Source organism: Methylophilus aquaticus, from assembly GCF_030769565.1.
GTDB classification, from domain to species: domain Bacteria; phylum Pseudomonadota; class Gammaproteobacteria; order Burkholderiales; family Methylophilaceae; genus Methylophilus; species Methylophilus aquaticus.
In genome coordinates this window covers 116,321-140,567 of record NZ_JAVCAP010000001.1, presented here as the reverse complement: position 1 = coordinate 140,567, position 24,247 = coordinate 116,321, and the positions used below count along the sequence as shown (strand labels likewise).

At 50.6% G+C, this 24,247-nt stretch carries 24 protein-coding genes and 1 riboswitch; of the genes, 14 read left to right on the top strand and 10 right to left on the bottom strand.

The features are described from left to right. Window positions 1-14: 14 nt before the first annotated feature. A complete protein-coding gene (locus Q9291_RS00685) occupies window positions 15-548 on the top strand; it encodes a YaeQ family protein (RefSeq protein ID WP_306388057.1) in 534 nt (177 codons plus the stop codon). A 57-nt stretch (window positions 549-605) separates the two neighbouring features. Here the strand turns inward: Q9291_RS00685 and Q9291_RS00680 are convergent, their stop codons facing one another. From Q9291_RS00680 to Q9291_RS00670, 3 genes are all read right to left on the bottom strand, one after another. Further along, window positions 606-893 (bottom strand): hypothetical protein, encoded by a 288-nt coding sequence (locus Q9291_RS00680; RefSeq protein WP_306388056.1) that lies wholly within the window; start codon window positions 891-893, stop codon window positions 606-608. Between the two features lie 77 nt (window positions 894-970). Next, on the bottom strand, window positions 971-1,237 hold the full coding sequence (locus Q9291_RS00675; RefSeq protein ID WP_306388055.1) for a hypothetical protein: 267 nt from the start codon (window positions 1,235-1,237) through the stop codon (window positions 971-973). Window positions 1,238-1,334: 97 nt separating this feature from the next. After that, entirely contained in the window at window positions 1,335-1,601 is a 267-nt protein-coding gene (locus Q9291_RS00670; RefSeq protein WP_306388054.1) for a hypothetical protein, read from the bottom strand. A gap of 615 nt (window positions 1,602-2,216) precedes the next feature. On the opposite strand from Q9291_RS00670, the gene Q9291_RS00665 reads away from it, so the two are divergent. Then, on the top strand, window positions 2,217-2,990 hold the full coding sequence (locus Q9291_RS00665; RefSeq protein WP_306388053.1) for an HNH endonuclease: 774 nt from the start codon (window positions 2,217-2,219) through the stop codon (window positions 2,988-2,990). 13 nt (window positions 2,991-3,003) lie between these two features. Further along, window positions 3,004-3,363, top strand: coding sequence for a hypothetical protein (locus tag Q9291_RS00660; protein ID WP_306388052.1), 360 nt, complete (start codon window positions 3,004-3,006; stop codon window positions 3,361-3,363). A gap of 32 nt (window positions 3,364-3,395) precedes the next feature. Here Q9291_RS00660 and Q9291_RS00655 read toward each other — a convergent pair whose 3' ends face one another. The 4 genes from Q9291_RS00655 to thiC form a co-directional block, all read right to left on the bottom strand. Next, on the bottom strand, window positions 3,396-5,051 hold the full coding sequence (locus Q9291_RS00655; protein WP_306388051.1) for a hypothetical protein: 1,656 nt from the start codon (window positions 5,049-5,051) through the stop codon (window positions 3,396-3,398). Window positions 5,052-5,163: 112 nt separating this feature from the next. Continuing rightward, window positions 5,164-6,009, bottom strand: a complete 846-nt coding sequence (locus Q9291_RS00650; protein ID WP_306388050.1) for a hypothetical protein — start codon at window positions 6,007-6,009, stop codon at window positions 5,164-5,166. 156 nt (window positions 6,010-6,165) lie between these two features. Further along, window positions 6,166-7,854, bottom strand: a complete 1,689-nt coding sequence (locus tag Q9291_RS00645) for an SWIM zinc finger family protein (RefSeq protein ID WP_306388049.1) — start codon at window positions 7,852-7,854, stop codon at window positions 6,166-6,168. Between the two features lie 65 nt (window positions 7,855-7,919). After that, window positions 7,920-9,803 (bottom strand): phosphomethylpyrimidine synthase ThiC, encoded by a 1,884-nt coding sequence (thiC, locus tag Q9291_RS00640; protein ID WP_306388048.1) that lies wholly within the window; start codon window positions 9,801-9,803, stop codon window positions 7,920-7,922. Window positions 9,804-9,868: 65 nt separating this feature from the next. Next, a riboswitch (TPP riboswitch) is annotated at window positions 9,869-9,980 on the bottom strand. Window positions 9,981-10,126: 146 nt separating this feature from the next. Between thiC and Q9291_RS00635 the strand changes: the two genes are divergently transcribed. Further along, the gene (locus tag Q9291_RS00635) at window positions 10,127-10,537 is read left to right on the top strand and encodes a hypothetical protein (RefSeq protein ID WP_306388047.1); all 411 of its coding nucleotides are present in this window, start codon (window positions 10,127-10,129) and stop codon (window positions 10,535-10,537) included. Between the two features lie 345 nt (window positions 10,538-10,882). On the opposite strand, the gene gatB is transcribed toward Q9291_RS00635, so the two are convergent. The 3 genes from gatB to gatC are packed head-to-tail and all read right to left on the bottom strand — an operon-like array spanning window position 10,883 to window position 14,147. Next, complete coding sequence (gatB, locus tag Q9291_RS00630) at window positions 10,883-12,328, bottom strand: Asp-tRNA(Asn)/Glu-tRNA(Gln) amidotransferase subunit GatB (protein ID WP_306388046.1); 1,446 nt, start codon at window positions 12,326-12,328, stop codon at window positions 10,883-10,885. 3 nt (window positions 12,329-12,331) lie between these two features. Then, entirely contained in the window at window positions 12,332-13,816 is a 1,485-nt protein-coding gene (gene gatA / locus Q9291_RS00625; protein WP_306388045.1) for an Asp-tRNA(Asn)/Glu-tRNA(Gln) amidotransferase subunit GatA, read from the bottom strand. A 43-nt stretch (window positions 13,817-13,859) separates the two neighbouring features. After that, complete coding sequence (gene gatC / locus Q9291_RS00620; protein ID WP_306388044.1) at window positions 13,860-14,147, bottom strand: Asp-tRNA(Asn)/Glu-tRNA(Gln) amidotransferase subunit GatC; 288 nt, start codon at window positions 14,145-14,147, stop codon at window positions 13,860-13,862. A 127-nt stretch (window positions 14,148-14,274) separates the two neighbouring features. Between gatC and Q9291_RS00615 the strand changes: the two genes are divergently transcribed. The 10 genes from Q9291_RS00615 (at window position 14,275) to lipA (ending at window position 24,222) form a co-directional block, all read left to right on the top strand. Further along, the gene (locus Q9291_RS00615) at window positions 14,275-15,318 is read left to right on the top strand and encodes a rod shape-determining protein (protein ID WP_306388043.1); all 1,044 of its coding nucleotides are present in this window, start codon (window positions 14,275-14,277) and stop codon (window positions 15,316-15,318) included. A gap of 28 nt (window positions 15,319-15,346) precedes the next feature. Continuing rightward, on the top strand, window positions 15,347-16,597 hold the full coding sequence (gene mreC, locus Q9291_RS00610) for a rod shape-determining protein MreC (protein WP_306388042.1): 1,251 nt from the start codon (window positions 15,347-15,349) through the stop codon (window positions 16,595-16,597). Further along, the gene (gene mreD, locus Q9291_RS00605; protein WP_306388041.1) at window positions 16,594-17,070 is read left to right on the top strand and encodes a rod shape-determining protein MreD; all 477 of its coding nucleotides are present in this window, start codon (window positions 16,594-16,596) and stop codon (window positions 17,068-17,070) included. The genes mreC and mreD overlap by 4 nt, the downstream gene beginning before the upstream one ends. Before the next feature lie 4 nt (window positions 17,071-17,074). After that, window positions 17,075-19,024, top strand: coding sequence for a penicillin-binding protein 2 (gene mrdA / locus Q9291_RS00600; protein ID WP_306388040.1), 1,950 nt, complete (start codon window positions 17,075-17,077; stop codon window positions 19,022-19,024). After that, window positions 19,017-20,114, top strand: coding sequence for a rod shape-determining protein RodA (rodA, locus tag Q9291_RS00595; protein ID WP_306388039.1), 1,098 nt, complete (start codon window positions 19,017-19,019; stop codon window positions 20,112-20,114). The genes mrdA and rodA overlap by 8 nt, the downstream gene beginning before the upstream one ends. 94 nt (window positions 20,115-20,208) lie before the next feature. Continuing rightward, window positions 20,209-21,147, top strand: a complete 939-nt coding sequence (locus Q9291_RS00590) for a septal ring lytic transglycosylase RlpA family protein (RefSeq protein WP_306388038.1) — start codon at window positions 20,209-20,211, stop codon at window positions 21,145-21,147. A gap of 23 nt (window positions 21,148-21,170) precedes the next feature. Next, entirely contained in the window at window positions 21,171-22,310 is a 1,140-nt protein-coding gene (locus Q9291_RS00585; protein ID WP_306388037.1) for a D-alanyl-D-alanine carboxypeptidase family protein, read from the top strand. 21 nt (window positions 22,311-22,331) lie between these two features. Next, window positions 22,332-22,616 carry an HP0495 family protein gene (locus tag Q9291_RS00580; RefSeq protein WP_306388036.1) on the top strand — a complete coding sequence of 95 codons (285 nt, stop codon included), beginning with the start codon at window positions 22,332-22,334 and terminating at the stop codon, window positions 22,614-22,616. A gap of 6 nt (window positions 22,617-22,622) precedes the next feature. Continuing rightward, on the top strand, window positions 22,623-23,270 hold the full coding sequence (lipB, locus tag Q9291_RS00575; RefSeq protein ID WP_306388035.1) for a lipoyl(octanoyl) transferase LipB: 648 nt from the start codon (window positions 22,623-22,625) through the stop codon (window positions 23,268-23,270). Further along, window positions 23,248-24,222: a lipoyl synthase gene (gene lipA / locus Q9291_RS00570; protein ID WP_306388034.1), complete on the top strand. Its 975-nt coding sequence runs from the start codon at window positions 23,248-23,250 to the stop codon at window positions 24,220-24,222. Before lipB ends, lipA begins: the two co-directional genes overlap by 23 nt. The last annotated feature ends 25 nt before the right edge of the window (window positions 24,223-24,247 follow it).

Here is a 24,247-nt window from a genome sequence, read left to right as displayed (position 1 = left end):
TGCAGGCTACCGCCATGGCACTCAAATCCACTATTTATAAAATCGACGTCAACATCGCGGATATGGACCGGCACTATTACCAGCAGCACAACCTGACACTGGCCAAACACCCTTCTGAAACCGATGAACGGCTGATGGTACGCCTGCTGGCATTTGTGTTAAACGCGAATGAAGCCCTGCAATTTGGCAACGGGCTCAGTGATGACGATGAACCAGATCTGTGGCAAAAAGACCTGACCGGCGCGATTGAACGCTGGATATGCGTGGGATTGCCAGATGAACGCGAGATACGCAAAGCCTGTGGCCGCGCAAATCATGTGGTGCAAGTACTCTACGGTGGCCGCACAGCAGATATGTGGTGGGCGCAAAACAGCAAAGCCATGCTCAAACTCAACAATGTGACAGTGATTAACCTGCCAGAAACTGAGCAACTGAGCGCCGCCGCGGCACGCAGCCTTTCCATCAGCTTTACCATTCAGGATGCGCAGATATTAGTCAGCCACGCCGGCGGCAGTTTTGAAATCAGCCCGGTGATCTTAAAGGAATAAGTCCAAAAAAAACCCTGCAATCTGCAGGGTGTATTTAACGACATCACAGTCAACAGCTTAATCTGATGGCGGGCCTACATAGGGGCGCTTGCCCATAAAATTCAGCCGCATCTGCTGATGTTTATCAAAGCCTTTTTCTGGCTTGTCGGTCACAATCCCTGCGCCTTCCCATTGCTCCGCAGGGCTTTGCTGCTTGATTTGCGGGGCTTTACTGTATGGGCGCTGACCAGTAAAGTTTTTTTGATGCAGGTTGCGTACGCCAGTATCATTTTCTGATAAATCACCTGCTTGCACGTTGGCGACCAAACCGAATGCCATCAATCCTGCTAGTAATAATTTATACATTTTTCGCTCCTTCATACATGTATCGCGGGTTCTTTTCAGGTGTCAGCACGTAAGCCCCTCACCTGATAGCACACTGATTAGAATGCACGCTTACCTATCATGTGCATTTTCATTACTTGCTGCTGCTTCAATGCACGATCTTGCCCTACCACCAGCGAAGCACCTACCCAAGGCTGATCGGCATCCGCTTTGGCAAACACCACCGGGTTTACATAAGGACGCTGACCCGCAAAATTTTTGTGATGCAAATTGCGAACTCCTTCGTCATTCGCGGCCAGATTTCCAGCTTGAACATTTGCCATCACGCCGAACACCATCAATACTGCCAATAAGATTTTGCTCATTTTAATGCTCCTTAATCTCTCAATTTTTCAATCGCACCCTGCGCGCCATCGCAACACGGCACTTATATCATTGCATAACAGGCTGACAGCAACCTGACTAATAAGCACGTTTTCCAATCATGTGCATTTTCATGATGTGCTGCTGCTTCAATGCCTGATCCTGCCCAACCACCAGCGAAGCACCTACCCACCCCTGCTCGGCACCCGCCTTGGCCAACACCACAGGGTTTGCATAAGGGCGTTTGCTCAAAAACTGTTGCGCATGCGCTTTGTGCTCAACACTCACTTCTTGATCAAAAGCCAGCACTGGCATAGCCGCTACCAAACCCGAAACCAAAACTGCTGTAGAAATGATGTATCTCATGTTGTCTCTCCTTTAATGAGTGAAATGTGATGCATGTCTTCTCGTTTACATGTTTGCTCAATCACGATGGTTTCCATTGTGGACCCATCGAGGCAAGAAAGAATCTCTCGATATAGGTAGTTCGGTATATACCTAATGGCATACAAGCTGGGAATTAAATAAAAGATTTTTTGCTTGGTGGCTCAGTTACGGGCTTAATCGTTAGCGTATCCGTACAGACTATTTTTAGCAGAGAGACTCCAGCTTTAATACGCAGTCCCTATTCTCAAACCCTACAACTTAGTGATCTATACATTCGGAGATTACAATAAGCATGTTTGATGCTATCTTGAGTATTTAACAAACACTGATGGCCGTCGAATGATTATAGTTTTACTTAATTAGCACTTAAATTCAGGAAGCTTTTTAAGAAATTACCTCGCTACATATAAACGCAGATGCATGCAGAAAAGATACACCCTCTCTCTGCTAAGGGAGAGGGTGTGGTGAGGGTGAAGGCCTGTCTTTGCGAGCAAAGCGCGGCATAGGGTCGCACACTTATTCATTGATGCTTGGTCAAGGCGTTCTGAACATTCGTGCTACTCAAGTCGTTTTATATACTGACAGGATATAGTGATGGCAAACAATACGCGTTGGACCAAAGAGCAAGTCAAATTGGCTTTCCATCTTTACTGTCAATTGCCATATGGCCGCATTCATAGTCGAAACCCTGAAATCATTCACTTAGCAAAAGTGATTGGGCGAACGCCCGATGCACTTGCAATGAAAATGCTCAATATTGCCAGTATTGATCCTGCGATCACGTCTACAGGTCGCAAAGGGCTGGATGGCTCGTCAAAACTGGATGAAGAAGTTTGGAATGAATTTCATGCGGACTGGGAAAGATTAGCAGTTGAGTGTCAATTACTTCGGCAACAGTTAGAACAAGCTTCACCTGAAACTATCGAGCCAGAAAACAACGCATTGATGCCAGAAGATTTTACTGGCGAAACAAGGCGAGTTTTAACTGAGCAACGCATTAAGCAGCATTTTTTCCGCCGCGCTGTGATGAGTAGTTATCGTTCACGCTGTTGCATGTCTGGCTTGTCAGAGCCCAAGCTATTAATCGCGAGCCATATTGTGCCTTGGAGCAAGGACAAAACAAATCGTTTAAATCCTAGCAATGGGTTATGCCTATCGGCAATTCACGACAGAGCTTTTGATAAAGGCTTCATCACGCTCTCAGAAAGTTTTAAAGTTGTTGTATCTGATATTCTAAAAGCGCGTAATGACCCATTTATTCGCGATGTTATTTTACCCATTGAGGGTAAAACGATTGAATTACCTGAGCGATTCATCCCCTCTTCCGAGTTTCTGCAACGCCATCGAAATGAAGTCTTCTTAAAATAGAAAGGATTTAAAAATGCAACCAAACACTTACTCTGTGTTTGAATATTTATATAGAGACGCAGCCAACTACAAGGCATGGGGGAAACTGCTTTTATCAGGCCAGCTGGAAGATGAGCAAATTAATAAAATGCTGAAACACTTTGATTCGGGAGAGTTTTTTATTGCGGAACAAATTGGCATTCCCTCTCTGGATGAAGATTTATGGCAATACTCGAATGGCGCTAACGCTGACGATCATATATGGCATAGCTTTCACTCAGTACGCCCGGCGACAAATGAAGAAATTATTGCTGGCAATGTCTGGGGAAATGCCCATGATTTATGGTTATCAATACTTTCAATCTCCAGCTGGAATATCGAAGCATTTAATTAACCATTTTATTTATGTAATCACAAGCTGGCCCTTCAACGTTCATCCAGCCTGCCAAACCATACATTCTTTAGCTTCACCAGCTTATACCCCAACCCGGCCCCCTCGTTAGACAATGCGTCTAGGAAGAGTGAGAGCCTTCTCGATTTAATTACGGTATAAAAGGTGAGCAGGCTGACCGGGATAAAAACGATGCTGAAGTAGCCAAGTTTTTCCAACAAGCTGACTTGGGTGAGGTCGATGAGGTTCATGCCGAGCAGGCCGCTGGTCATGGTGCCGATCAGGCCCAGAATGGTAACTACGGTGAGGCGGACGACGGTATCCGCCTGTCGTTTGATTTCTTCGCCTTCGAGGTATTCGGCCATATCCATGATGCGGCGACGGGTTTTCTCAAACAGGTCGGCAGAGTCGAGTTGTTTAAGCATGAGGGCAAACAGGTCTTTGGCCACTGCTTGATCGGAGACGTTTTCAAACCAGTAGCGGTGGGTAAAGCGCAAAAATACGGCGGTGGCGTTGCGGATGCGGTTGCGGAAGGTTTTGATGGAGTCTTCGCTTTGCATATCCAGACGGCTGATGGCTTGTACCATGCGGTCAGAGAGCATGAGCAAGGCGGCTTTTTGAAAGTGCGCAATTAAAAACAGCAGAAAGTACTGGTTTTGGTAGTGGCGTTTGATGCCGGTTTTCTCGTTGGTGAATACGCGGTGCTGATGATTGCCAACCACCACAAAGTTTTGCCCGGTACTCATGATACGGGTAGTGCTCCATGCGTCCTGACGACTGTCATCCCAATAGCGGTCATAACAATTATTTTTTTCAAAGTCTTGCAGAAACTGTTCGGTAAACGGCAGGGTTTCTGAATGCCAGGGCTGGCACACCAGACCTAGACGGATCAGGTCACCGCGACTGAGCTGGCTGACATCGTCAAAACTCAAATAGGCCATCAGCGGCATGCGCTGATACTCAAGTTCGCGGTAACGGATTTCGCCTGCTTGCTCTGAGTAATGCTGTACCAGCGGACTCATCAGGGCTGCCCAGTGCAACGAAACACAAGGCACATGGTTTTCTTTGACAAAGGCGAGGTAGCGCGCTTTGTTTTCGTAATCGGAAGCGGCGATGACTTGCCCGTGTGGGTCCAGCCATTCAATACGTTGCGCGCAGTGACCGCCTTCGCCGCTCTCCTCCCAATAATTGGGATAGGTGCGGCCCAGCCGGTAGAGCACTTCCATGGCGTGTTGCAGCGGCAAATCTTTGGCAGTGACTTCGAGTGCCAGCATGGCAACATCAATATCAAAAAAGAAATATAACTCGATATGTGAAACGCGCAAGATGAGCGGATCTGATTCACCCTGCAATGTGATGCGTACTTCGCGGATATCATTGCGGGTAAAAATATGAATGGGTGATTCACCATACCCGCCGGATTCGCGGCCATGCTTGCCTTCGCCATATAAAAAGCGCTGGGCAAACGGCATAAAGGTCACAAACTCCTGATAGCGGGTTTCGCTGAGCAGCGACGCGGACTGCAAGAATTCGTCTTCAATTTCGCGCCATGGCGAATTGGGCGTGGCTTTTAAGACATCCCACGGGCAATGCACAGCAGACGGACCAAGGTCGTCTGTCATTAATTGTACAGGCCATAACAGTGTTTGCCGAAAATCCCTTACCAGACTGCTTTGCAGGTTGTTCGCCATGTGGATGCCCTTTGGCCGCAATGTAGACTGTGGACTATAGCGCGGACGGCCTGCACAGAATTGCGCGATAAAAGCGGCAAAACCCGGCCAAATACCCGGCTTTTAAGCCTGATCAGGCGCAGTTGCGATAAAGGCCCATCATAGTGGTGCCTGCATCCACCAGCCCCAGCAACATCCACCCTGCCCCGCCAAACACCAAGAGCAACACAGTGGCAAGCCAGCCTTTAGCCAGACTTAAGCGGTGATATTGCAGGTAAAGCCACCACACGCGGGCAAGCCAGATCAAAATGACCAAAGTCACCACAAATTGCAAAGCAGCTGCAAGTTTAAATAAAGGCCGCTGGCTGGCTTTGAGGTAAAGGCTTTGTGACTGCGCCTTGATGCGCGTTTGTGTGGTTTGCATTGCAGGGTCCGGTTTGATTTCACCGGTGTCGGGGTCGGTCATACACAGCTGCTGTGCTACATTGGCCTTCATGGTCTGGCTGATTTTTTCCAGTTGTATCCAGGATTTGGCGGTGACCGGATCGGCCATGCTGATGTTGGTGAGCGCACTGGCAAATACTTGCAGCACGAGAACCACGCCGACGGCTGCGCTCATCAAACCAAAAAATCGCATAAAGCCGGTGTGCACCCCGACCAGTCTGGCTGAGAGATAGGCAATCGCACCCAAGCCAAGCAATTCGAATAACAGCCGGATCGCCGCCATGGCGTGGGTGGTCATGCTGGCCGCATCCGCGGACAGACTGACCGGGTTGGTGACTTCGGGGAACACCACGGCCAGCACCAGCGCAATGATGAAAGAAAGCATGAAAAAGGCTATCGCTTTTTCAAACAGGACAGCGCTGTCTTCCGCTTGCAGGTGTTGATGGAGCAGCTGTTTGGGCGCGGTGAGGATGCGGGTAAACTGGCTTAAATAAGCGGGTAATTCTTTAAGTACATTTTCGACGGTTGGCTGCATTGTTTTCTCCAAGAACGCGAATTTCACGATACATTAGCATCATTTAGTTGATTTATGCGGGCTGGAGACCCCTGACGCGCTAAGGTTTTAAATGGCCATCTTGAAACGTGAAAAAACTCAGCGGTGGCAACCCGACAAAAAACGCTGCTTCAGGTTTTAAATTGTATTGAGTAGCTTGATAAAAGTTGGCCTTATCTTGTTTTGCACTTTTAAATCTTGCAAGTAGGCGTCAAATGTATGCTTGGGTAACCAAACTTGCATCTCCCTCAATAGTTCGCAGGCTTGTTCATAGGCTCTGGGGGAGGATACTTGCGTGATCTCTGAAATAATGGTTTGTAGATGGTGCGCAGCTTCGTCCGGGTATTGTTGGTGTATCTGCTGCGCAAGCTGTCGCCTGCACAGGTGACTGCAATCATGGGTTTTCAGCAGATTGCGGGCTTCTTCAATACTCCCCTCAGCCAACAGACAAGCGATCCGCAATGAGGCATTCGCCTGCGTTTGGTGATTGTTTCGCGTTGCAAGCAAATGGGTGGACTTTTGCTCACTGGCGATGAGCTTTTCCATGACCTGCTGCCGCCAGTGCGTCCAAGCCTTACCGCTATGTTGTTTGAGTGCCAGATAACTGCTTGCCTCAGGTCGTTGCAAAAAATTTTGCCAGAGCAGTTCTGAGGCTTCGTCATCCAGACCGTCTTGCAGGTACATTTCAGCCAACAGGCTGCGGATAGAGTTACTTTTTGGATTTGCCTTTAACCCACGCTCAGCCCATTGCACGGCTTCACGCATGTGGTGAAATTGTTGACAGGTTTTAATCAGGTTGAGATAGCCATGCTCATGAACTGGCTCACGGCTATAAATGCGAATCAACAAGTCAACATCCTTGTTTTTCTGCGCAATTGCGGTGACCAGTGCCTCGACTTTGCTTGTATGTGCATCAAACGTGTAAGCTGCTCGGGGAGGCTGTTTAAGCCAAGCCTCACAAATTTTATCCTCCAGCGCCAGTACCGAAGCGGTGCCCATCATAGCCTCCAGATCATCGCGGTTGATAAAGCCCCAATCATCCACCAACAGTAGTTTGAATATGCGGGCCGCGGTGGGCTTATGCACCTCGGAAGCTGCTACACAGGCGTCACGATAAAGATCTCCCATTGTAGTGATGGCGTCATGAATCTGCCCGCCAGAGTCATCTGACTGTGCGTAGACTTTAATGACACGTTCCAGCGCATACTCCAGTATAGTCATGCAATCAGCGGTTTGCCCGCGTAACAGCATTTGTTCAAAAATACCCGCCGCCGAGTTGAGCTTGTTTGCATAACTTCTGGATTGTTTGTAGTCCATAAAGCGGGGACGACCGATCAGACTGGAGAGCGATTTTTGTAGTTCTTTCAGATTGTCTTTACTGGCTGACTGCCGCAACATACCCAATATTTGTTGCACCTCGGGCTGCTTGTCTGCTAGCGCGATTAAGGTATGAGCGAGCCACTCCTTGGGTTGTGCCTGTATAAATGCAACTAACTCCTGCATATTGGATGATTGGCTTTTTACGGTTGTGTTTGGCGCTTTTGCAGATGGCGAGCTTATCATCTGAGTCGCCCGCAAAGAAACGGCCACCACATGCTTGCAAGGATTTTGGGCGCTGGCTGCCATCGGGCAATCACACACGCAAGCAAACTGGCCACTATGATTAGATAAAACGACTTGATAGCGCTGCGTGCCTTTCACCGAGGCTTTAATGCTATCGGCATCTTGTTCGAGCAGTGTCACCAATCCTTGCTCAAAATATAACTCGCCCCGCCGCCATGTTTTTTCTGCGGTTACACTGCGCAAATGTTCGAGGTTGATTTGCATACGATTTTTTCTCTGTCGACTGGTTGTATGATCTGGCTGGTGATGTCATATTCTCATGTAAAAAATTAGACCTTCTGATAAACTTCACTGCCTTTTTTCACAAACTCGATGGCTTTTTCCTGCATGCCTTTGTGTAGAGCTTCCTGTTCTGAAACACCTTGTTCTGCGGCGTAGTCGCGCACATCCTGGCTGATTTTCATCGAGCAGAAATGCGGGCCGCACATGGAGCAGAAGTGGGCCTGTTTGGCACCTTCCTGTGGCAGGGTTTCGTCGTGGAATTCCTTGGCTTTTTCTGGGTCGAGGCCGAGGTTAAACTGGTCTTCCCAACGGAACTCGAAACGGGCTTTACTCAAGGCGTTGTCGCGAATTTGCGCACCTGGGTGGCCTTTAGCCAAGTCGGCAGCGTGGGCGGCGATTTTGTAGGTGATGATACCGACGCGCACGTCTTCTTTGTCCGGCAAGCCTAAGTGTTCTTTTGGCGTCACGTAACAGAGCATGGCGCAACCGTACCAGCCGATCATCGCGGCACCGATGCCAGAGGTGATATGATCATAGCCTGGCGCGATGTCGGTGGTCAATGGGCCCAGTGTGTAGAACGGGGCTTCGCCACAGTGCTCCAGTTGCAGGTCCATGTTTTCTTTGATGAGGTGCATGGGCACATGGCCTGGGCCTTCGATCATGCATTGCACGTCGTGTTTCCAGGCGATTTGCGTCAGCTCACCCAGTGTTTTCAACTCGGCAAACTGGGCTTCGTCGTTGGCGTCGTAAATCGAACCTGGGCGCAAACCATCGCCCAGTGAGAAGCTGACGTCATACTGCTTCATGATCTGGCAGATGTCTTCAAAGTGCTCATACAGGAAAGACTCTTTATGATGTGCCAGACACCATTTGGCCATGATGGAACCACCACGTGACACGATACCGGTCATGCGTTTAGCGGTCATCGGAATATACGCGAGACGCACACCCGCGTGAATGGTAAAGTAATCCACGCCTTGCTCGGCTTGCTCGATCAAGGTGTCGCGGAAAATTTCCCAAGTCAGGTCTTCGGCTTTGCCGTTGACCTTTTCCAACGCTTGGTAGATAGGCACAGTACCAATCGGCACTGGGCTGTTGCGGATAATCCACTCGCGGGTTTCGTGGATGTTTTTACCGGTAGATAAATCCATCACGGTATCGCCGCCCCAACGCGTACCCCACACCATTTTTTCCACTTCTTCCGAGATAGACGAACCGAGTGCGGAGTTGCCGATGTTGGCGTTGATTTTGACCAGGAAATTACGGCCAATAATCATGGGCTCGATTTCAGGGTGGTTAATGTTGGCGGGGATAATGGCACGGCCTCGCGCCACTTCGTCACGCACAAATTCTGGCGTGATGAATTGCGGAATACTGGCACCGTGATGCTGGCCGGGATGTTGCGTTTGCAACAACTCGCTCATGTTTTCGCGACGCTGATTTTCGCGGATGGCGATAAACTCCATCTCGGGCGTGATGATGCCTTTGCGTGCATAGTGCATCTGGCTGACGTTTTGGCCATCTTTGGCACGCAAGGGTTTACGGTGGAGATTAAAGCGCATTTCAGCCAACTCAGGATCAACCAGACGGGCATGCCCAAACTCCGATGTCGGGCCATCAAGCTGCTCAACATCGCCGCGCTCCATAATCCAGCCCGCACGTAAGGCTGGCAAGCCATTGCGAATGTCGATGCTCACCTCAGGGTCCGTGTACGGGCCTGAGGTATCGTAGACCACCACAGGCGGGTTTTTGTCTGCGCCAAAGGCAGAAGGCGTATCGCTCAAGCTGATTTCGCGGAAGGGGACGCGAATATCAGGGCGGCTTCCCTCTACATAGATTTTACGAGATTTGGCAAAAGGCTTGGTGGCGCCTTCATCGACAGAGGCGGTTTCGTTCAAGAACTTGGCTAAATTTTTGTCAGTCGCGTTCACAGCGTGCTCCAATATGAAAAGTGGTCATAGGGGCATGGGCTGCGAAGCTCAAAGAAACGTACAGAGTGCCGCATTACATGCTTTCCTACGGCGGTATCAACCGCATCAGGTTCGAAGGGTATTTCTCACTGTAAACCCGCAATAAAATAAAGCGGTTACAGACCCCTAGCAACGTCCGGAATGTACGCGAAAAGCCATGACAACGCAAGCGCAGGCCTATTGCATATCGCGATAATTGACAGGTAGACAGACCTGTCTACAATTACATTACCCTTGCAGTTTAGAAAAGGGATTTATTTCATTCAGGATTTCAGGAGAAAAAAATGGAAGTCTTACTCATCGGAGCAGTTGCCTGTACCACAGCCTTGATTTTGTCAGCCTGGCTGATGACCTTTGCGCGCTGGTTTCCCATCAAGGGCATTGATGGCGAATTTTTGGTCGATTATAAAACGATGATACGTGCCCATGTTGATTATGCCTTGATGGCATTATTTGGTTTGGGGTTTTATGGCGCCGCCAAAGCCGCTGGCATTGAGCTGCATTATTTTGCGTGCGTATGTGTTGCCATTGGCGGGTTTACTAATCCAACGGTGTTTGTGATTGCCGCATTTGACCCGGACTTTTGGAGCAAAACAAAATGGAAAGTCTACTCGGCGATCAGCTTTGTGATTACCACCGTCGGCTTTATGACAATTTGCTACCAATTGATGTGTCATGCCCTCTGTGGGCAGTAAAAATCAAAACAACGAATTAATTGTGATTAACCCTGCTGCTTGGGTTTTAGATATGTATCTGGTTGCCGTTAAATAAACTATGTGGGATGCATGCTGCACTCCACATGCATCAACCGACTTTAACTTGATAAATACTCTCGGAGATCACAATGAAAAAAATCGCAGCAGTAGTTTTGGTAATGATGGCCGTATTCTCAAACGTTTCTTTTGCAAACGAACATTGCGACAAAGACCATCACGACAAAGAGCACTGCAAATAATCATTGCTGACATGTCAAAAAAAACAACCCCGCCAAAAGCGGGGTTTGTTTTTTGTTGCAGCTTGTTGCCTGGCCCTGTGTTTGCCTAGCCCAACATGTTCTTTAGTAATTCGTTGACCTGCGCCGGGTTAGCCTTGCCTTTGGAGGCTTTCATACACTGGCCAACCAGCGCATTGAACGCTTTTTCTTTGCCCGATTTATACTCGTCGACCATTGCCTGATTTGCAGTCAACACCTCTTTAATGATGGCCTCAATGGCACCAGTATCTGACACTTGCTTGAGGCCTTTGGCTTCAATAATGGCATCGACTGTGCCCTCACCTGCCCACATGCCTTCAAACACCTGCTTGGCTGCGTTGTTTGAAATGGTGTTATCTCCAATACGCTTGAGCAGCGCTGCCAGCTGCGTGGCTGTGACAGGACTGTCAGCAATGGTTTTTTCTTCAGCATTGAGTTTGGCCGACACCGCGCCCATCACCCAGTTTGCGGATTGTTTGGCATCTGCACCAGCTTGCACAGTTTCTACAAAATAATCGGCCACCGCTTTGGAGGCGGTCAAGGTACTGGCATCATAGGCAGATAGCTGGTACTCACCCACAAAACGTGCTTGCAAAGCTTGTGGCAATTCCGGCATCTCGGCCCTGACACGGGATTTGTCTTCCTCGGTCACGGCCAATGGCAGCAAGTCCGGGTCGGGGAAGTAGCGGTAATCGTTGGCTTCTTCCTTGCTGCGCATGGCACGGGTTTCGCCGGTGTCCGGGTTAAACAGCACCGTGGCCTGCTGAATGGTGCCGCCGTCTTCCAGGGTCTCAATCTGCCATTGGGTTTCGTACTCAATCGCCTGCTGCATGAATTTAAACGAGTTGAGGTTTTTGATCTCGCGGCGCGTGCCCAGCTTTTCCGTACCTTTGGGACGTACCGACACGTTGACGTCGCAACGGAACGAACCTTCCTGCATATTGCCGTCACAAATACCAATCCATTGCACCAGTTCATGCAGTTTTTTGGCATAAGCCACTGCCTCAGCAGCACTGCGCATATCGGGCTCAGTCACAATTTCCAGCAGGGGCGTGCCCGCACGGTTCAAGTCAATGCCAGACATGCCATCTACTGCATCATGGACTGATTTACCGGCATCTTCTTCCAGATGCGCGCGGGTAATATGAATCACCTTTTCGTAAGCTTCGGTGCTTTTGCCTGCGGGCACCTGAATGGTGATCTTGCCTTTGCCCACTACAGGCAATTCAAACTGGCTGATCTGGTAGCCTTTTGGCAGGTCAGGATAAAAGTAATTTTTGCGAGAGAATACGCTGCGCTGCGCGATTTCAGCATCAATTGCCAAGCCGAACTTGATGGCACACTCCACGGCTTGTTTGTTGAGCACGGGCAGCACACCAGGCAAGGCAATACTCACCTCACAGGCTTGTGTATTGGGCGCAGCACCGTAAGTGGTAGAAGCGCCACTAAAAATTTTGGTATTGGTTTTTAATTGTGTATGGGTTTCTAACCCAATAACGACTTCCCACTGCATGATTTACTCCAACCCTGCTGGCATCTGCTGATGCCAGTCTGTGACTTGTTGATAGGCATGGCCGATATCCAGCATGCGTGCCTCATCAAAATAATTACCAATAATCTGCAAGCCGACTGGCAGTGGCTTGCCTTCGCTGCTTTGCGCAAATCCGGCCGGAATACTCATCCCGGGCAAGCCAGCGAGGTTGACGGCAATGGTGTACAGATCTTCAAGATACATGGCCACCGGGTCGCTGGTTTTTTCGCCGACTTTAAAGGCAGTGGAAGGGGCAGCCGGGCCCATGATCACATCACAATACTTGAAGGCTTCGACAAAATCCTGCGCAATCAGGCGGCGGATTTGCTGGGCTTTGAGGTAGTAGGCATCGTAGTAACCGGCGCTCAACACGTAGGTGCCAATCAGAATCCGGCGCTTGACCTCGGCACCAAAACCTTCGGCGCGCGATTTCATATACATTTCGAGCAAGTCATTGTATTCGGCGGCACGGTGCCCATAACGCACACCATCAAAACGTGACAGGTTGCTGGAGGCCTCTGCCGGTGCAAGCACGTAGTAGACCGGAATCGACAGATTGTTGTTGGGCAGGCTGACTTCCACAATATCGGCGCCCAGTTTTTTGTACTCGGCAATTGCAGTTTCAATCACTTTGGCAACATCGGCGTTGAGGCCTTCGGCAAAGTATTCTTTGGGCAGGCCGATGCGCAAGCCTTTGAGCGGCTGGTCACCCGTCATCGCAGCCAGACCGCGGGTGTAGTCTTCAACCGGGCGATTGAGGCTGGTGGAATCACGCTCGTCAAAACCGGCCATCACATTCATCATCAAGGCGCAATCTTCAGCGGACTTGGCCATGGGGCCGGCCTGATCAAGTGAGGAGGCAAACGCGATCATGCCGTAACGTGACACCAGTCCATAAGTCGGCTTCAGGCCAGTAAAACCGCACAGAGAAGCCGGTTGACGGATAGAACCGCCGGTGTCGGTGCCGGTGGCCGCCGCACACAGGCGTGCCGCTACGGCTGCTGCAGAACCACCCGAGCTGCCGCCCGGTACACGGTCAACATCCCACGGGTTTTTCACGCCACCAAAATAACTGGTTTCGTTAGAAGAACCCATGGCGAATTCATCCATATTGGTTTTACCCAGATTCACCGCACCCACCGCATCAAACTGACTGATCACATGTGCATCGTAAGGTGAAATAAAGGTTTCCAGCATTTTGGAGCCGCAGGTGGTGCGCCAGCCTTTGGCGCAAAAAATATCTTTTTGCGCAATCGGTATCCCCGTCAGCGCTTGTGCGTTGCCAGCCGCAATGCTGACATCGGCAGCCTTGGCCTGCGCCAGAGACTTTTCTTCATCGATGGTGATGTAGGCATTGATCCCCGGATTGTGCTGTGCCATGCGTTGCAAATAACTTTGCGTCAGCTCAACACTGGAGATTTGTTTGCTGGCCAACAAGTGGCCGAGCTGCTTCAAACTGCTGTTGATCATGTTTATTAACCGTGTAAAAGCTTAACCGTGTAAAAACGGAGTATTATTCAATGACTTTAGGGACAAGATACAGACCGTCTTGTGTTGCGGGCGCAATGGATTGAAACAGTTCGCGCTGATTGGTTTTGGTAACCACGTCCTCTCGCAAACGCTGCGTCACGTCCTGCGAGTGTGACATAGGCGTAATGCCGGTGGTATCCACTGCCTGCATTTGCTCAATCAAACCAAGAATGCCGGACAGTTTATGCAAAGTTTCCTGCGCTTCGCTCTCACTCACCTCGATGCGGGCGAGCATGGCAATGCGCTTGATATCGTCTAGATTGAGTGCCATATCTGCTTAATGTCTACAAGATTTTGAAATCACATCTTAATTTCATGTGCGTTTTGCGCTATTATACCTTGATTTTATGCCACGCTCTGATGGCGGCCCAAAAGTCAGAATTTTCACAGGATAAAACATGTTCGGTTCACTCAACAGCTACTTCTCCAATGACCTTGCAATTGACCTCGGCACTGCTAACACGCTGATTTACGTGCGCGGAAAAGGCGTGGTGCTGGACGAGCCGTCGGTCGTCGCCATTCGTACCGAGGGCGGCCCCAACGGCAAGAAGGTCCTGCTGGCAGTGGGCGCTGATGCCAAAAGCATGCTAGGCCGTGCGCCTGCCAACATTCAGGCGATTCGCCCGATGAAGGACGGCGTGATTGCCGACTTCACCATCACCGAACAAATGCTCAAGTTTTTTATCCGTAAAGTCCATGAGTCACGCTGGTTTTCGCCCAGCCCACGCATCATCATCTGTGTGCCAGTCGGCTCTACCCAGGTGGAACGTCGTGCGATTAAAGAGTCTGCCGAGCGCGCCGGTGCCAAACAGGTGTTTCTGATTGAAGAACCGATGGCCGCCGCCATCGGTGCCGACATGCCCGTCGCTGAAGCAACCGGCAGCATGGTGGTAGATATTGGCGGCGGTACTACCGAAGTCGGTGTGATTTCACTGGGCGGGATTGTGTACGCCAAATCCGAACGCGTGGGTGGTGACAAGTTTGACCAGGCGATTATTGATTACATCCGCCGTAACTACGGCATGCAGATTTCCGAACCGACGGCCGAAGCCATCAAGAAAAAAATCGGTTCGGCTTTTCCGGGCTCTGAAGTATTGGAAATGGAAGTGACCGGCCGCAACCTGGCTGAAGGTTTGCCACGCAAATTCACCATCTCCAGCAACGAGATTCTGGAAGCGCTGACCGAGCCGCTCAATGCGATCGTCGGTGCAGTGAAGTCAGCCCTTGAGCAAACCCCCCCGGAACTGGGTGCCGACATTGCCGAAAAAGGCATGGTACTGACTGGCGGCGGCGCGCTATTGCGTGACCTTGACCGCTTGCTGGTAGAAGAAACCGGCTTGCCCGTGATTGTGGCTGAAGACCCGCTGACTTGCGTGGCCCGTGGCTGTGGACGCGCACTGGAAGAAATGGACAAACTGGGCAACGTATTCGCCAGCGAATAAGTGAATCCGGGTTGGCGCGTTCCTGATCATGCTTAAAGGCATACACCAACAGCTGGATCCGCAGGTTTCTCCGGCCTTTTTTGTCCAGGGGCCCAAGCCATTTCCGCGCCTGATGTTTTTTTGTACCGTCTCGCTATTGATGATGGCGGTGGATGCACGCTTTGACTACTTGAGCCAGGTGCGTCAAGGATTCAGTGCCGCACTGCACCCACTGGAAGTGCTGGCCAGCGCCCCTAATGAGTGGGGCCGCAATATTGACACCTACTTCACCTCGCACAACCGACTGATACAGGAAAACTTCAAACTCAAGGAACAAGGGCTGATCGACCATGCGGCATTACAGCGTCTGGCGACAGTAGATGCCGAAAATGCGCATTTGCGCACATTGCTGGCAGGCGATGCACCGCGCATTCCACAGGCCACACTGGGTGAAGTGCTACATATGGGGCGTGACCCGTTCAGCAACATTATTACGCTCAATCGTGGTAGCCATCACCATATCGCCCCCGGGCAAGCGGTGGTTGATGAGCAAGGCGTGGTAGGCCAGATTACCCGTGTCTACCCGTTTACCAGTGAAGTCACGCTGATCACGGATAAAAAGCTCTCCATCCCCATTCAGATCGAACGCAACCAATTGCGCGCGATTGCATTTGGGGAAGGCAAACGCAACACACTGGATATTCCCTACCTGCCAACCAGTGTAGATATCAAGGTGGGCGACAAACTGGTCACCTCCGGCATCGATGGCGTCTATCCGGCCGGCTTGGCTGTGGCCACCGTCACCCAGATCAAACAAAGTCAGGATTCCCCTTTTGCAAAAATCATCAGCAGCCCGATTGCCGGGGTCAATAACCACAAACATGTATTGATTCTAAAAATGCCGGAAGCCCCTGCCGTGAACCCAATGACGGATAATCGGCCAATGCTGCCACGCAACAATGCCCAGCACCTTGACCAGTCTGTCGTGGATATTCTACAAAAACAGAATGCATTGACAGACCCTGGCCGGCCTGAAGGCAACAGCAAGGCTGAACTCAATGCAGAACCACCGACAGAAGCATTGCCGGAAAATGCAGCAGTGCAACAAGCAGACCCGGCCCCTGCAGAGCCGGCGAATACAGAAGCTCCGAAACAAGAAATACCCAAGCAGGAAACCCCAAAAGTAGAAACACCCAAAAAAGCATCCGTCAAAGAAACACTTAAGCAAGAGGCTGAGAAAACAGCCTTGCCCAAGCCAGAAACGCCCAGAAAAGCGTCTCCACCGGAGCATGTAAGATGAAACCGGTCAAATTTAGTACGTTCTTTTTTACTATGCTGGTCGGTCTGGTGTTTCAACTTTATCCATGGTCAAGCTCAGGCGTCATCATTCGCCCTGACTTTTTACTGGTGATTGCCCTTTACTGGCTTCTGCAATCCCCTTACCACTGCAATGTGGGCTGGGTCTGGTTTGCGGGTTTGCTGGTTGACCTTTCCACAGGCAGCCTGTTGGGACAGCATGCGTTTACTTTCGCGGTAACGGCGTTTTTGGGGCTGGTCTACCAGCGCCGACTGGTGCTATTCAATCGCTGGCAACTGTATTTATACGTGGTGACATTATTTGGGGTACAGCGCCTGCTGATTTTACTGCTGAAGCTGTTTGCAGGCAGCGAAATGCCTGACTGGACCTACAGCCTGCCTGTGATCAGCGATTTACTACTCTGGCAAATCATGATTATGGCGTTTGGCGAGCTGACCCGCCCGAAAAAACTGTAAGGCCATGGGTTACAGCACCGAACTCAAAAATCATCAAAACGAACAACACAAGTTCAGACTGCGCTTGCTGATACTGGTGTTGCTAGTACTTTCTGCATTTGCAGCGCTGGCTGGTCGCTTTTACTTTCTGCAGGTGTATCGCTATGACTATTATCAAACACTGGCCGAAAACAATCGCATTTCGATTGTACCGATCACCCCGAATCGGGGCCTGATTTCAGACCGTAATGGCATTATTCTGGCGCATAATTTTTTTGTATATACGCTGGAAATCACCCCTTCAAAAACCGATGACCTGCAAGATACCATTAATGGGTTAAGCAAGCTGGTTGAAGTCTCGGCGAGTGATCTCAAGCGCTTTAGAAAACTGCGGGCACAAAGCCACACCTTTGAAAGTGTGCCAATCCGAACCCATTTAAACGAATTTGAAGCCGCCAAGTTTGCAGTTAACCGTTTTCGCTTTCCGGGAGTGGAGCTGAAGTCACGCTTGTTTCGACACTACCCCTACGGCACGTTGGGTACCCATGCCATTGGCTACATCAGCCGCATCAACGAAAATGACCTGAAACAGCTCAAGGAGAACAGTCAGCTCTCCAACTACAAAGGTACTGAACATATTGGCAAAGCCGGGGTAGAGCAGGCCTATGAGCAAGAACTGCATGGCATTACCGGTTTTCAGCAGGTGGAGATTGATGCTGATGGCCGCGCCGTGCGGGTGCTGTCGAGTGCGTCGCCGACTTCTGGCAACAATGTCGTGCTGTCAATCGATGCCAAAATGCAGGAAATTGCCGAGCAGGAATTCGCTGGTCGTCGTGGCGCGCTGGTCGCCATCCACCCTGCCACTGGAGAAGTACTGGCGATGGCCAGCATGCCTTCGTTTGATGCCAACCTGTTTGTGGATGGCATTGACTACGACAACTGGAACCTGCTCAACAACTCGCTCGACAAACCACTGATTAACCGTTCATTGAAAGGTATTTACCCACCGGGCTCGACGTTTAAACCTTTTGTGGCCTTGGCCGGGCTGGAATCTGGCAAACGCCAACCCCCGTATACCATCAGTGATCCGGGCTACTTTACCTTGCCCAACAGCCGCCATCGCTACCGTGACTGGAAGCCTTCCGGACACGGCTCAGTAGACATGCGCAAAGCCATTACGGTGTCTTGCGATACTTTCTTTTATGGCCTCGCCATGGAACTGGGCATCGACAGGCTCACGGATTTTGTCCGCCATTTTGGCTTTGGTGAAAAAACCAATATCGATATCCAGGGTGAACTGTCCGGCCTGCTACCCACACCTGGCTGGAAGCAAAGACGTTTTAAACTTCCCTGGTACATGGGAGAAACCGTGATCGTCGGGATTGGTCAAGGCTATACCCTGGTCACGCCCATGCAATTGGCGCACGCAACAGCCATGCTGGCCAACCATGGCAAGGCGATCCGCCCACATCTGGTCAATGCCATCGTTAATTCAAAATCCAACCAGGTCAAACTGCTGCCGCATGTGATTGCAGACCAACTACCGCTCAACCCGAGCAACCTTGAAATTGTGAAACAAGGCATGATGGACGTGACTCAACCCGGTGGCACGGCCGCGGCCATAGGCACCAATGCGGGTTACCTGATTGCCGCAAAAACCGGTACAGCACAGGTAGTGGGCATCAAACAAAACGAAAAATATAACGAAAAATCCATTAACGAGCGTCATCGCGACCATGCCTGGTTTATCGCTTATGCACCGGCCGATGATCCTAAAATTGCCGTGGCGGTGATTGTTGAGAACGGCGGTCACGGTGGTTCGGCGGCGGGCCCGATTGCGCGGCGAGTGATGGATTACTATTTACTGGGCAAAGTACCGGCGGATCCAGTAGTAGCCGCCGAAAGCTTGGTGGTCAATGCGACAGAAGATGCCCACCAGCATGCGCTTGGCACAGAAGAGGAAGAACATGATTAGAAAGCTGATTGTACAGTTTATCCGTCACATCGACTCCATTCTGCTGGCCACAGTATTAATGGTGCTGGTGGTTGCTTTAATGGTGCTTTACAGTGCCTCCGGCCAAACCTTTGCCAAGGTCAATGCACAAATCGTCAACATCCTGGTCATGCTGGGAGTAATGTTTTTGGTGGCTAACACCCAGCCGCAGCATATTGAACGCATCGCCTTACCTGCCTACCTGCTGGGAATGGCGCTATTAATTGCGGTCGCGCTGGTGGGGGATATCAGCCATGGTGCGCGCCGCTGGCTTAATCTGGGCATCACCAAAATCCAACCCTCCGAGTTGATGAAGCTGGCAGTACCCATTATGCTTGCCTGGTATTTTTCCAAGCGTGAATCCATGCTGCGTAGCAGCGATTATCTGGTTGCTGGTGTCATCTTGCTGATTCCGGTGCTGCTGATTGCAAAACAACCAGATCTGGGAACAGCGACACTGGTGTTCGCTGCAGGGTTTTACGTCATTTTTCTGGCAGGCCTTAGCTGGAAATTTATTATTGGCAGTGGCGTGGCCTTTGGCGCAGCCTTACCTGTTTTATGGTCAATGCTGCATGATTACCAACGTCGGCGGGTTGAAATTTTGATTGATCCCAGCCAAGACCCTTTGGGCGCAGGCTACCATATTATTCAGGCAACGATTGCCATTGGTTCCGGCGGCACCACCGGCAAAGGCTGGCTGAATGGTACACAATCTCAACTGGACTTTGTACCAGAACGCACAACCGACTTTATTTTTGCAGTGTTTGCCGAAGAGTTTGGGCTAGCTGGTTGCTGCTTATTGTTGTTGTTATTTACGATCATTATCGGCCGCGCATTTGTCATTGCATCGCAAGCTAAAAGCGTATTTTCAAGGTTGCTGGCAGGCAGCATTGCTGCGACCTTTTTTACCTATTGTTTTGTAAACATGGGGATGGTAAGCGGGATTTTACCCGTTGTCGGCATTCCGCTTCCACTGGTCAGCTATGGTGGTACCTCATTACTAACACTGGGACTGAGTCTTGGCCTACTGATGAGTGTGCAATCACATAAACGGCTTGTCGCCACTGACTAGTTGATTACTCTCGACAAGGATAAAAATGCATTGTTATTTGCGACAGCTGAGTATTGGGATCCTGACAGCCGCACTAGTGGCCTGTCAAAGCAGCATGCCGCCAAGACAAACAGCGCCTTCCACGCCCTCTTCTGCCCGACAAATCCCCGCCGAACGTCCGGCAGCTTCTGCAACATCGCCTGCCCCGTCCATGAGTGCACCTCCGCTCAACGGCGCCAAGTTGATCAACATTGACCCAAAGCCTGAAACTACTGGCAACCCGACCGATGGCATAGACCTCAATATTCCGCTGGAAACCAGCATCACCCCGCGACTGGAGCCTATTGTACAAGGCACAACCAGACCATATATTGTGAATGGGGAAACGATTTTACCAATGTCTGCAATTACCACGCCCTTTATTCAGACTGGCCATGCCTCTTGGTATGGTAAAAAATTTCATGGCCGCAAAACGGCCAGTGGCGAGATCTATGATATGTACAAGTTGACCGCGGCCCACAGGACATTACCGATTCCAAGCTATGCACGCGTAACCAACCTAAGCAACGGCAAAACCCTTTTGGTACGCGTCAATGACCGTGGCCCCTTTGGCCGTGATCGCGTTATGGACTTATCCTACGCAGCGGCAAAACAACTGGATATCATTCGCCAAGGCTTGGCAAAAGTTGAAATTGCGCTGATTGACCCCTCACAAGTGAATGCGGCAGCACCGCTACCTTCCAGCCAGACCAACACTAAAGAAACCGCCACACCCGCCATGGGTACATTGACTGTAACTCGCCAACTGAACACGCTGGCTGTTAATGGCATCTATGTGCAAGTAGGCGCTTTTGGTCAGGAAGAAAATGCAGACCGTTTGCAACAGCGCATTTTCAGCATCATGCCGGAGACACAATCCTTAGTGAACAAAGTGTATAATGGAAAGGTGTTCCAGATTGTGCTGGGGCCGTTTCAAGATCACGCATTGGCGGTGCAGGCAGCCAGTCAAATGCGCGACCAATTGCAGTTACCTGCACTTATTTTTTCTCGTTAGGTTTTTTCTTTAAGTGATTTAGCATGTGGCGCTTTTATTTTGCTGTTCTATTCGTTTTTCCTTTCAGTGTACTGGCGGCTGAGGCAATTTCTGTCGATGTACCAGCACCGACGCTGGCTGCGAAAGCCTTTGTTTTACGTGACGCTAACACCGGCAACCTGTTAGCTGCCAATCAGCCAGATATGCCGGTAGAGCCAGCCTCACTGACCAAAGTCATGACGGCTTACCTCACCTTTGAAGCAGTCAAACAAAAACGCCTGTCCCTGACGCAAGCACTGCCAGTCAGCCATAAAGCCTGGAAAGTGGAAGGCTCAAAAATGTTTATCGACACCACCATGACGGTCACGGTGGATGAACTGCTGCATGGCCTGATTATTCAATCTGGCAATGATGCTGCCATTACACTGGCCGAAGGCATTGCCGGCAGTGAAGAGCTATTCGCCGCACTGATGAACAAGAAAGCCGCCTTGCTGGGCATGAATAACAGTCATTTTATGAATGCCACTGGCTTACCAGACCCGGCACATATGACAACAGCGAGAGATTTGTCCATATTGGCCAATGCGTTGATTCGTGACTTTCCACAGGACTACAAGCGCCTCTACTCGCAAAAAGAATATACCTACAACAAAATCACCCAGCCAAACCGCAACCGCCTGTTATTTTTAGATCCCACCGTAGATGGGATGAAAACAGGTCATACAGAATCCGCTGGTTACTGCCTGATCTCATCAGCCAAGCGCGATGATTTCCGTTTGATTTCAGTGGTGCTGGGTACGGCTTCAGATAACGTCAGGGCCGCAGAAAGTCAAAAACTGCTTAATTTTGGCTTTCAGTTTTATGAGTCTAAAACAGTGTATCAAGCAGGCGCCAAAGTCAGTACACAAAAGGTATGGAAAGGCACTGAGAACAGCATTGATTTAACCGTGAGCAAACCGGTGTATTTCACCATGCCGCGTGGTGAATATCCAAACATGAAGGCCAGCCTGCGCATTAACAAGCCGCTGGAAGCACCGCTGAAGGCCAGGCAGGTTGTTGGCCAGATTGAATTCAGCCTGAATGGAAAAGTCGTACGCAGTGTACCGCTGGTGACCGCACATGCAGTGGAAGCCAGCAATATTTTTGCGCGCATGATTGATCAAGTCCGTTTGTATCTGCAATAACCCTAGCTGGAGGCAACTGCCATGAGCGAACCAGATTTACCCACTGCTGAAGAAACCCTGATCGAGTTTCCGTGCAACTTTCCGATCAAGGTCATGGGCGAAACCCACGCGGATTTTACGATGGAAATTACCCGTACCATACAGGGGCACTGGCCTGCGTTTGATACGCACCTGATCGAAATGCGTGGCAGCAGCAATGGCAAATACCTGAGCCTGACTTGTCTGGTCTATGTGACGTCGAAACCACAACTGGACGAGATTTACCGCAGCCTGACCGCACACCCGTTGGTCAAGGTGGTGCTTTAACACTGCATGCCTGCACTGGAAACCTGTCAGCCTGTGCTTGAAATTCACCCACTGGGGTTGCGTGACTATGCCAGCACACTGGCAGAGATGCAGGCCTACACTGCCAGCCGAACTGTTGATTCCCCTGATCAGCTCTGGATCACAGAACACCCGCCCGTCTATACACTCGGCCTCAATCGCCGCGGCGTGCGTTTGCCACAAAATGCAATTCCGGTCGTACCGGTAGACCGCGGCGGCAAAATCACCTACCACGGACCCGGCCAACTCATTATTTACTGCCTGATTGATTTGGCACGCAACCACTTGAATGTGCGGCAACTCGTCACCATCTTGGAAAACAGCCTGATTGATTTTTTGCATGATCACGGTATCCGTGCAGTTGCCCGGGCCGATGCACCCGGTGTCTATATAGAGGGTAAAAAAATAGCCTCACTGGGGCTACGCCTGAAAAATCAATGCTGTTATCATGGTTTGAGCTTAAATGTCGCCATGGATTTGCAGCCGTTTGCAGACATTGATCCGTGTGGATATGCAGGCATGCAGATGACACAAACCAGCGATCTGCATATTGCACTTGGCATGGCAGACATCGCCGTGGATATTACCCAACGATTGAAAGAGAAACTGACGCATGTCAGACCTGAACCCCACTGATCGACCAGCCAAAAAAGTGGCGGGTGTCAAAGAAATAGATGCCGCCAAAACATCGCGCATCCCGATCAAGATCATCCCGCAACCCATGCTGCGCAAGCCGGAATGGATACGCATGAAAGTGCCGGATTCGGCACGTTTCCAGGAAATCAAACAGGTGTTGCGAGATAACAATCTGCACACCGTGTGTGAAGAAGCCAGCTGTCCGAATATCGGTGAATGCTTTAGCGGCGGCACGGCGACCTTTATGATTCTGGGGGACATCTGCACCCGCCGCTGCCCGTTCTGTGACGTCGCCCATGGCAAACCTCTGCCGCCTGACCCCCACGAGCCGGAGAATCTCGCGCGCACCATAGCGCAGATGAAACTGCGTTATGTGGTGGTGACTTCAGTAGATCGCGACGATTTGCCTGATGGTGGCGCCCAGCATTTTGTCGACTGTATCCGTGCCATCCGTGCGCAATCTCCGCACATTAAAATTGAGATCCTGGTGCCCGACTTTAGAGGACGTCTGGATATTGCGCTGAAAATTTTGCGTGAAGCGCCGCCCGACGTGATGAATCACAATCTGGAGACCGTGCCGCGCCTGTACAAACAGGCCAGACCCGGCTCAGACTATCAAAACTCGCTCAATCTGCTCAGGCAATTCAATGCGCTTTACCCGAGCGTGCCGACCAAATCGGGCCTGATGCTGGGCCTGGGTGAAAACGATGATGAAATTCTGCAAGTCATGCAGGATTTGCGTGAGCATGGCGTCACCATGCTCACACTGGGGCAATACCTGCAGCCCAGTGTGCACCATTTGCCGGTGCTGCGCTATGTTACCCCCGACACATTTGCATGGTTCAAACAGCAGGCAGATGCCATGGGCTTTGACAATGCCGCCAGCGGCCCCATGGTACGCAGCAGCTATCATGCGGATCAGCAGGCACACGCAATCATCGAACACACATAATCACGCTGGTGCCGCGCCGCGCGGA

Coding starts and splice junctions, on each gene's coding strand:
- Q9291_RS00685 (WP_306388057.1), top strand. CDS start 15: ATGGCACTCAAATCCACTATTTATAAAATCGACGTCAACATCGCGGAT.
- Q9291_RS00680 (WP_306388056.1), bottom strand. CDS start 893: ATGTATAAATTATTACTAGCAGGATTGATGGCATTCGGTTTGGTCGCC.
- Q9291_RS00675 (WP_306388055.1), bottom strand. CDS start 1,237: ATGAGCAAAATCTTATTGGCAGTATTGATGGTGTTCGGCGTGATGGCA.
- Q9291_RS00670 (WP_306388054.1), bottom strand. CDS start 1,601: ATGAGATACATCATTTCTACAGCAGTTTTGGTTTCGGGTTTGGTAGCG.
- Q9291_RS00665 (WP_306388053.1), top strand. CDS start 2,217: ATGGCAAACAATACGCGTTGGACCAAAGAGCAAGTCAAATTGGCTTTC.
- Q9291_RS00660 (WP_306388052.1), top strand. CDS start 3,004: ATGCAACCAAACACTTACTCTGTGTTTGAATATTTATATAGAGACGCA.
- Q9291_RS00655 (WP_306388051.1), bottom strand. CDS start 5,051: ATGGCGAACAACCTGCAAAGCAGTCTGGTAAGGGATTTTCGGCAAACA.
- Q9291_RS00650 (WP_306388050.1), bottom strand. CDS start 6,009: ATGCAGCCAACCGTCGAAAATGTACTTAAAGAATTACCCGCTTATTTA.
- Q9291_RS00645 (WP_306388049.1), bottom strand. CDS start 7,854: ATGCAAATCAACCTCGAACATTTGCGCAGTGTAACCGCAGAAAAAACA.
- Q9291_RS00635 (WP_306388047.1), top strand. CDS start 10,127: ATGGAAGTCTTACTCATCGGAGCAGTTGCCTGTACCACAGCCTTGATT.
- gatB (WP_306388046.1), bottom strand. CDS start 12,328: ATGCAGTGGGAAGTCGTTATTGGGTTAGAAACCCATACACAATTAAAA.
- gatA (WP_306388045.1), bottom strand. CDS start 13,816: ATGATCAACAGCAGTTTGAAGCAGCTCGGCCACTTGTTGGCCAGCAAA.
- gatC (WP_306388044.1), bottom strand. CDS start 14,147: ATGGCACTCAATCTAGACGATATCAAGCGCATTGCCATGCTCGCCCGC.
- Q9291_RS00615 (WP_306388043.1), top strand. CDS start 14,275: ATGTTCGGTTCACTCAACAGCTACTTCTCCAATGACCTTGCAATTGAC.
- mreC (WP_306388042.1), top strand. CDS start 15,347: ATGCTTAAAGGCATACACCAACAGCTGGATCCGCAGGTTTCTCCGGCC.
- mreD (WP_306388041.1), top strand. CDS start 16,594: ATGAAACCGGTCAAATTTAGTACGTTCTTTTTTACTATGCTGGTCGGT.
- mrdA (WP_306388040.1), top strand. CDS start 17,075: ATGGGTTACAGCACCGAACTCAAAAATCATCAAAACGAACAACACAAG.
- rodA (WP_306388039.1), top strand. CDS start 19,017: ATGATTAGAAAGCTGATTGTACAGTTTATCCGTCACATCGACTCCATT.
- Q9291_RS00590 (WP_306388038.1), top strand. CDS start 20,209: ATGCCGCCAAGACAAACAGCGCCTTCCACGCCCTCTTCTGCCCGACAA.
- Q9291_RS00585 (WP_306388037.1), top strand. CDS start 21,171: ATGTGGCGCTTTTATTTTGCTGTTCTATTCGTTTTTCCTTTCAGTGTA.
- Q9291_RS00580 (WP_306388036.1), top strand. CDS start 22,332: ATGAGCGAACCAGATTTACCCACTGCTGAAGAAACCCTGATCGAGTTT.
- lipB (WP_306388035.1), top strand. CDS start 22,623: ATGCCTGCACTGGAAACCTGTCAGCCTGTGCTTGAAATTCACCCACTG.
- lipA (WP_306388034.1), top strand. CDS start 23,248: ATGTCAGACCTGAACCCCACTGATCGACCAGCCAAAAAAGTGGCGGGT.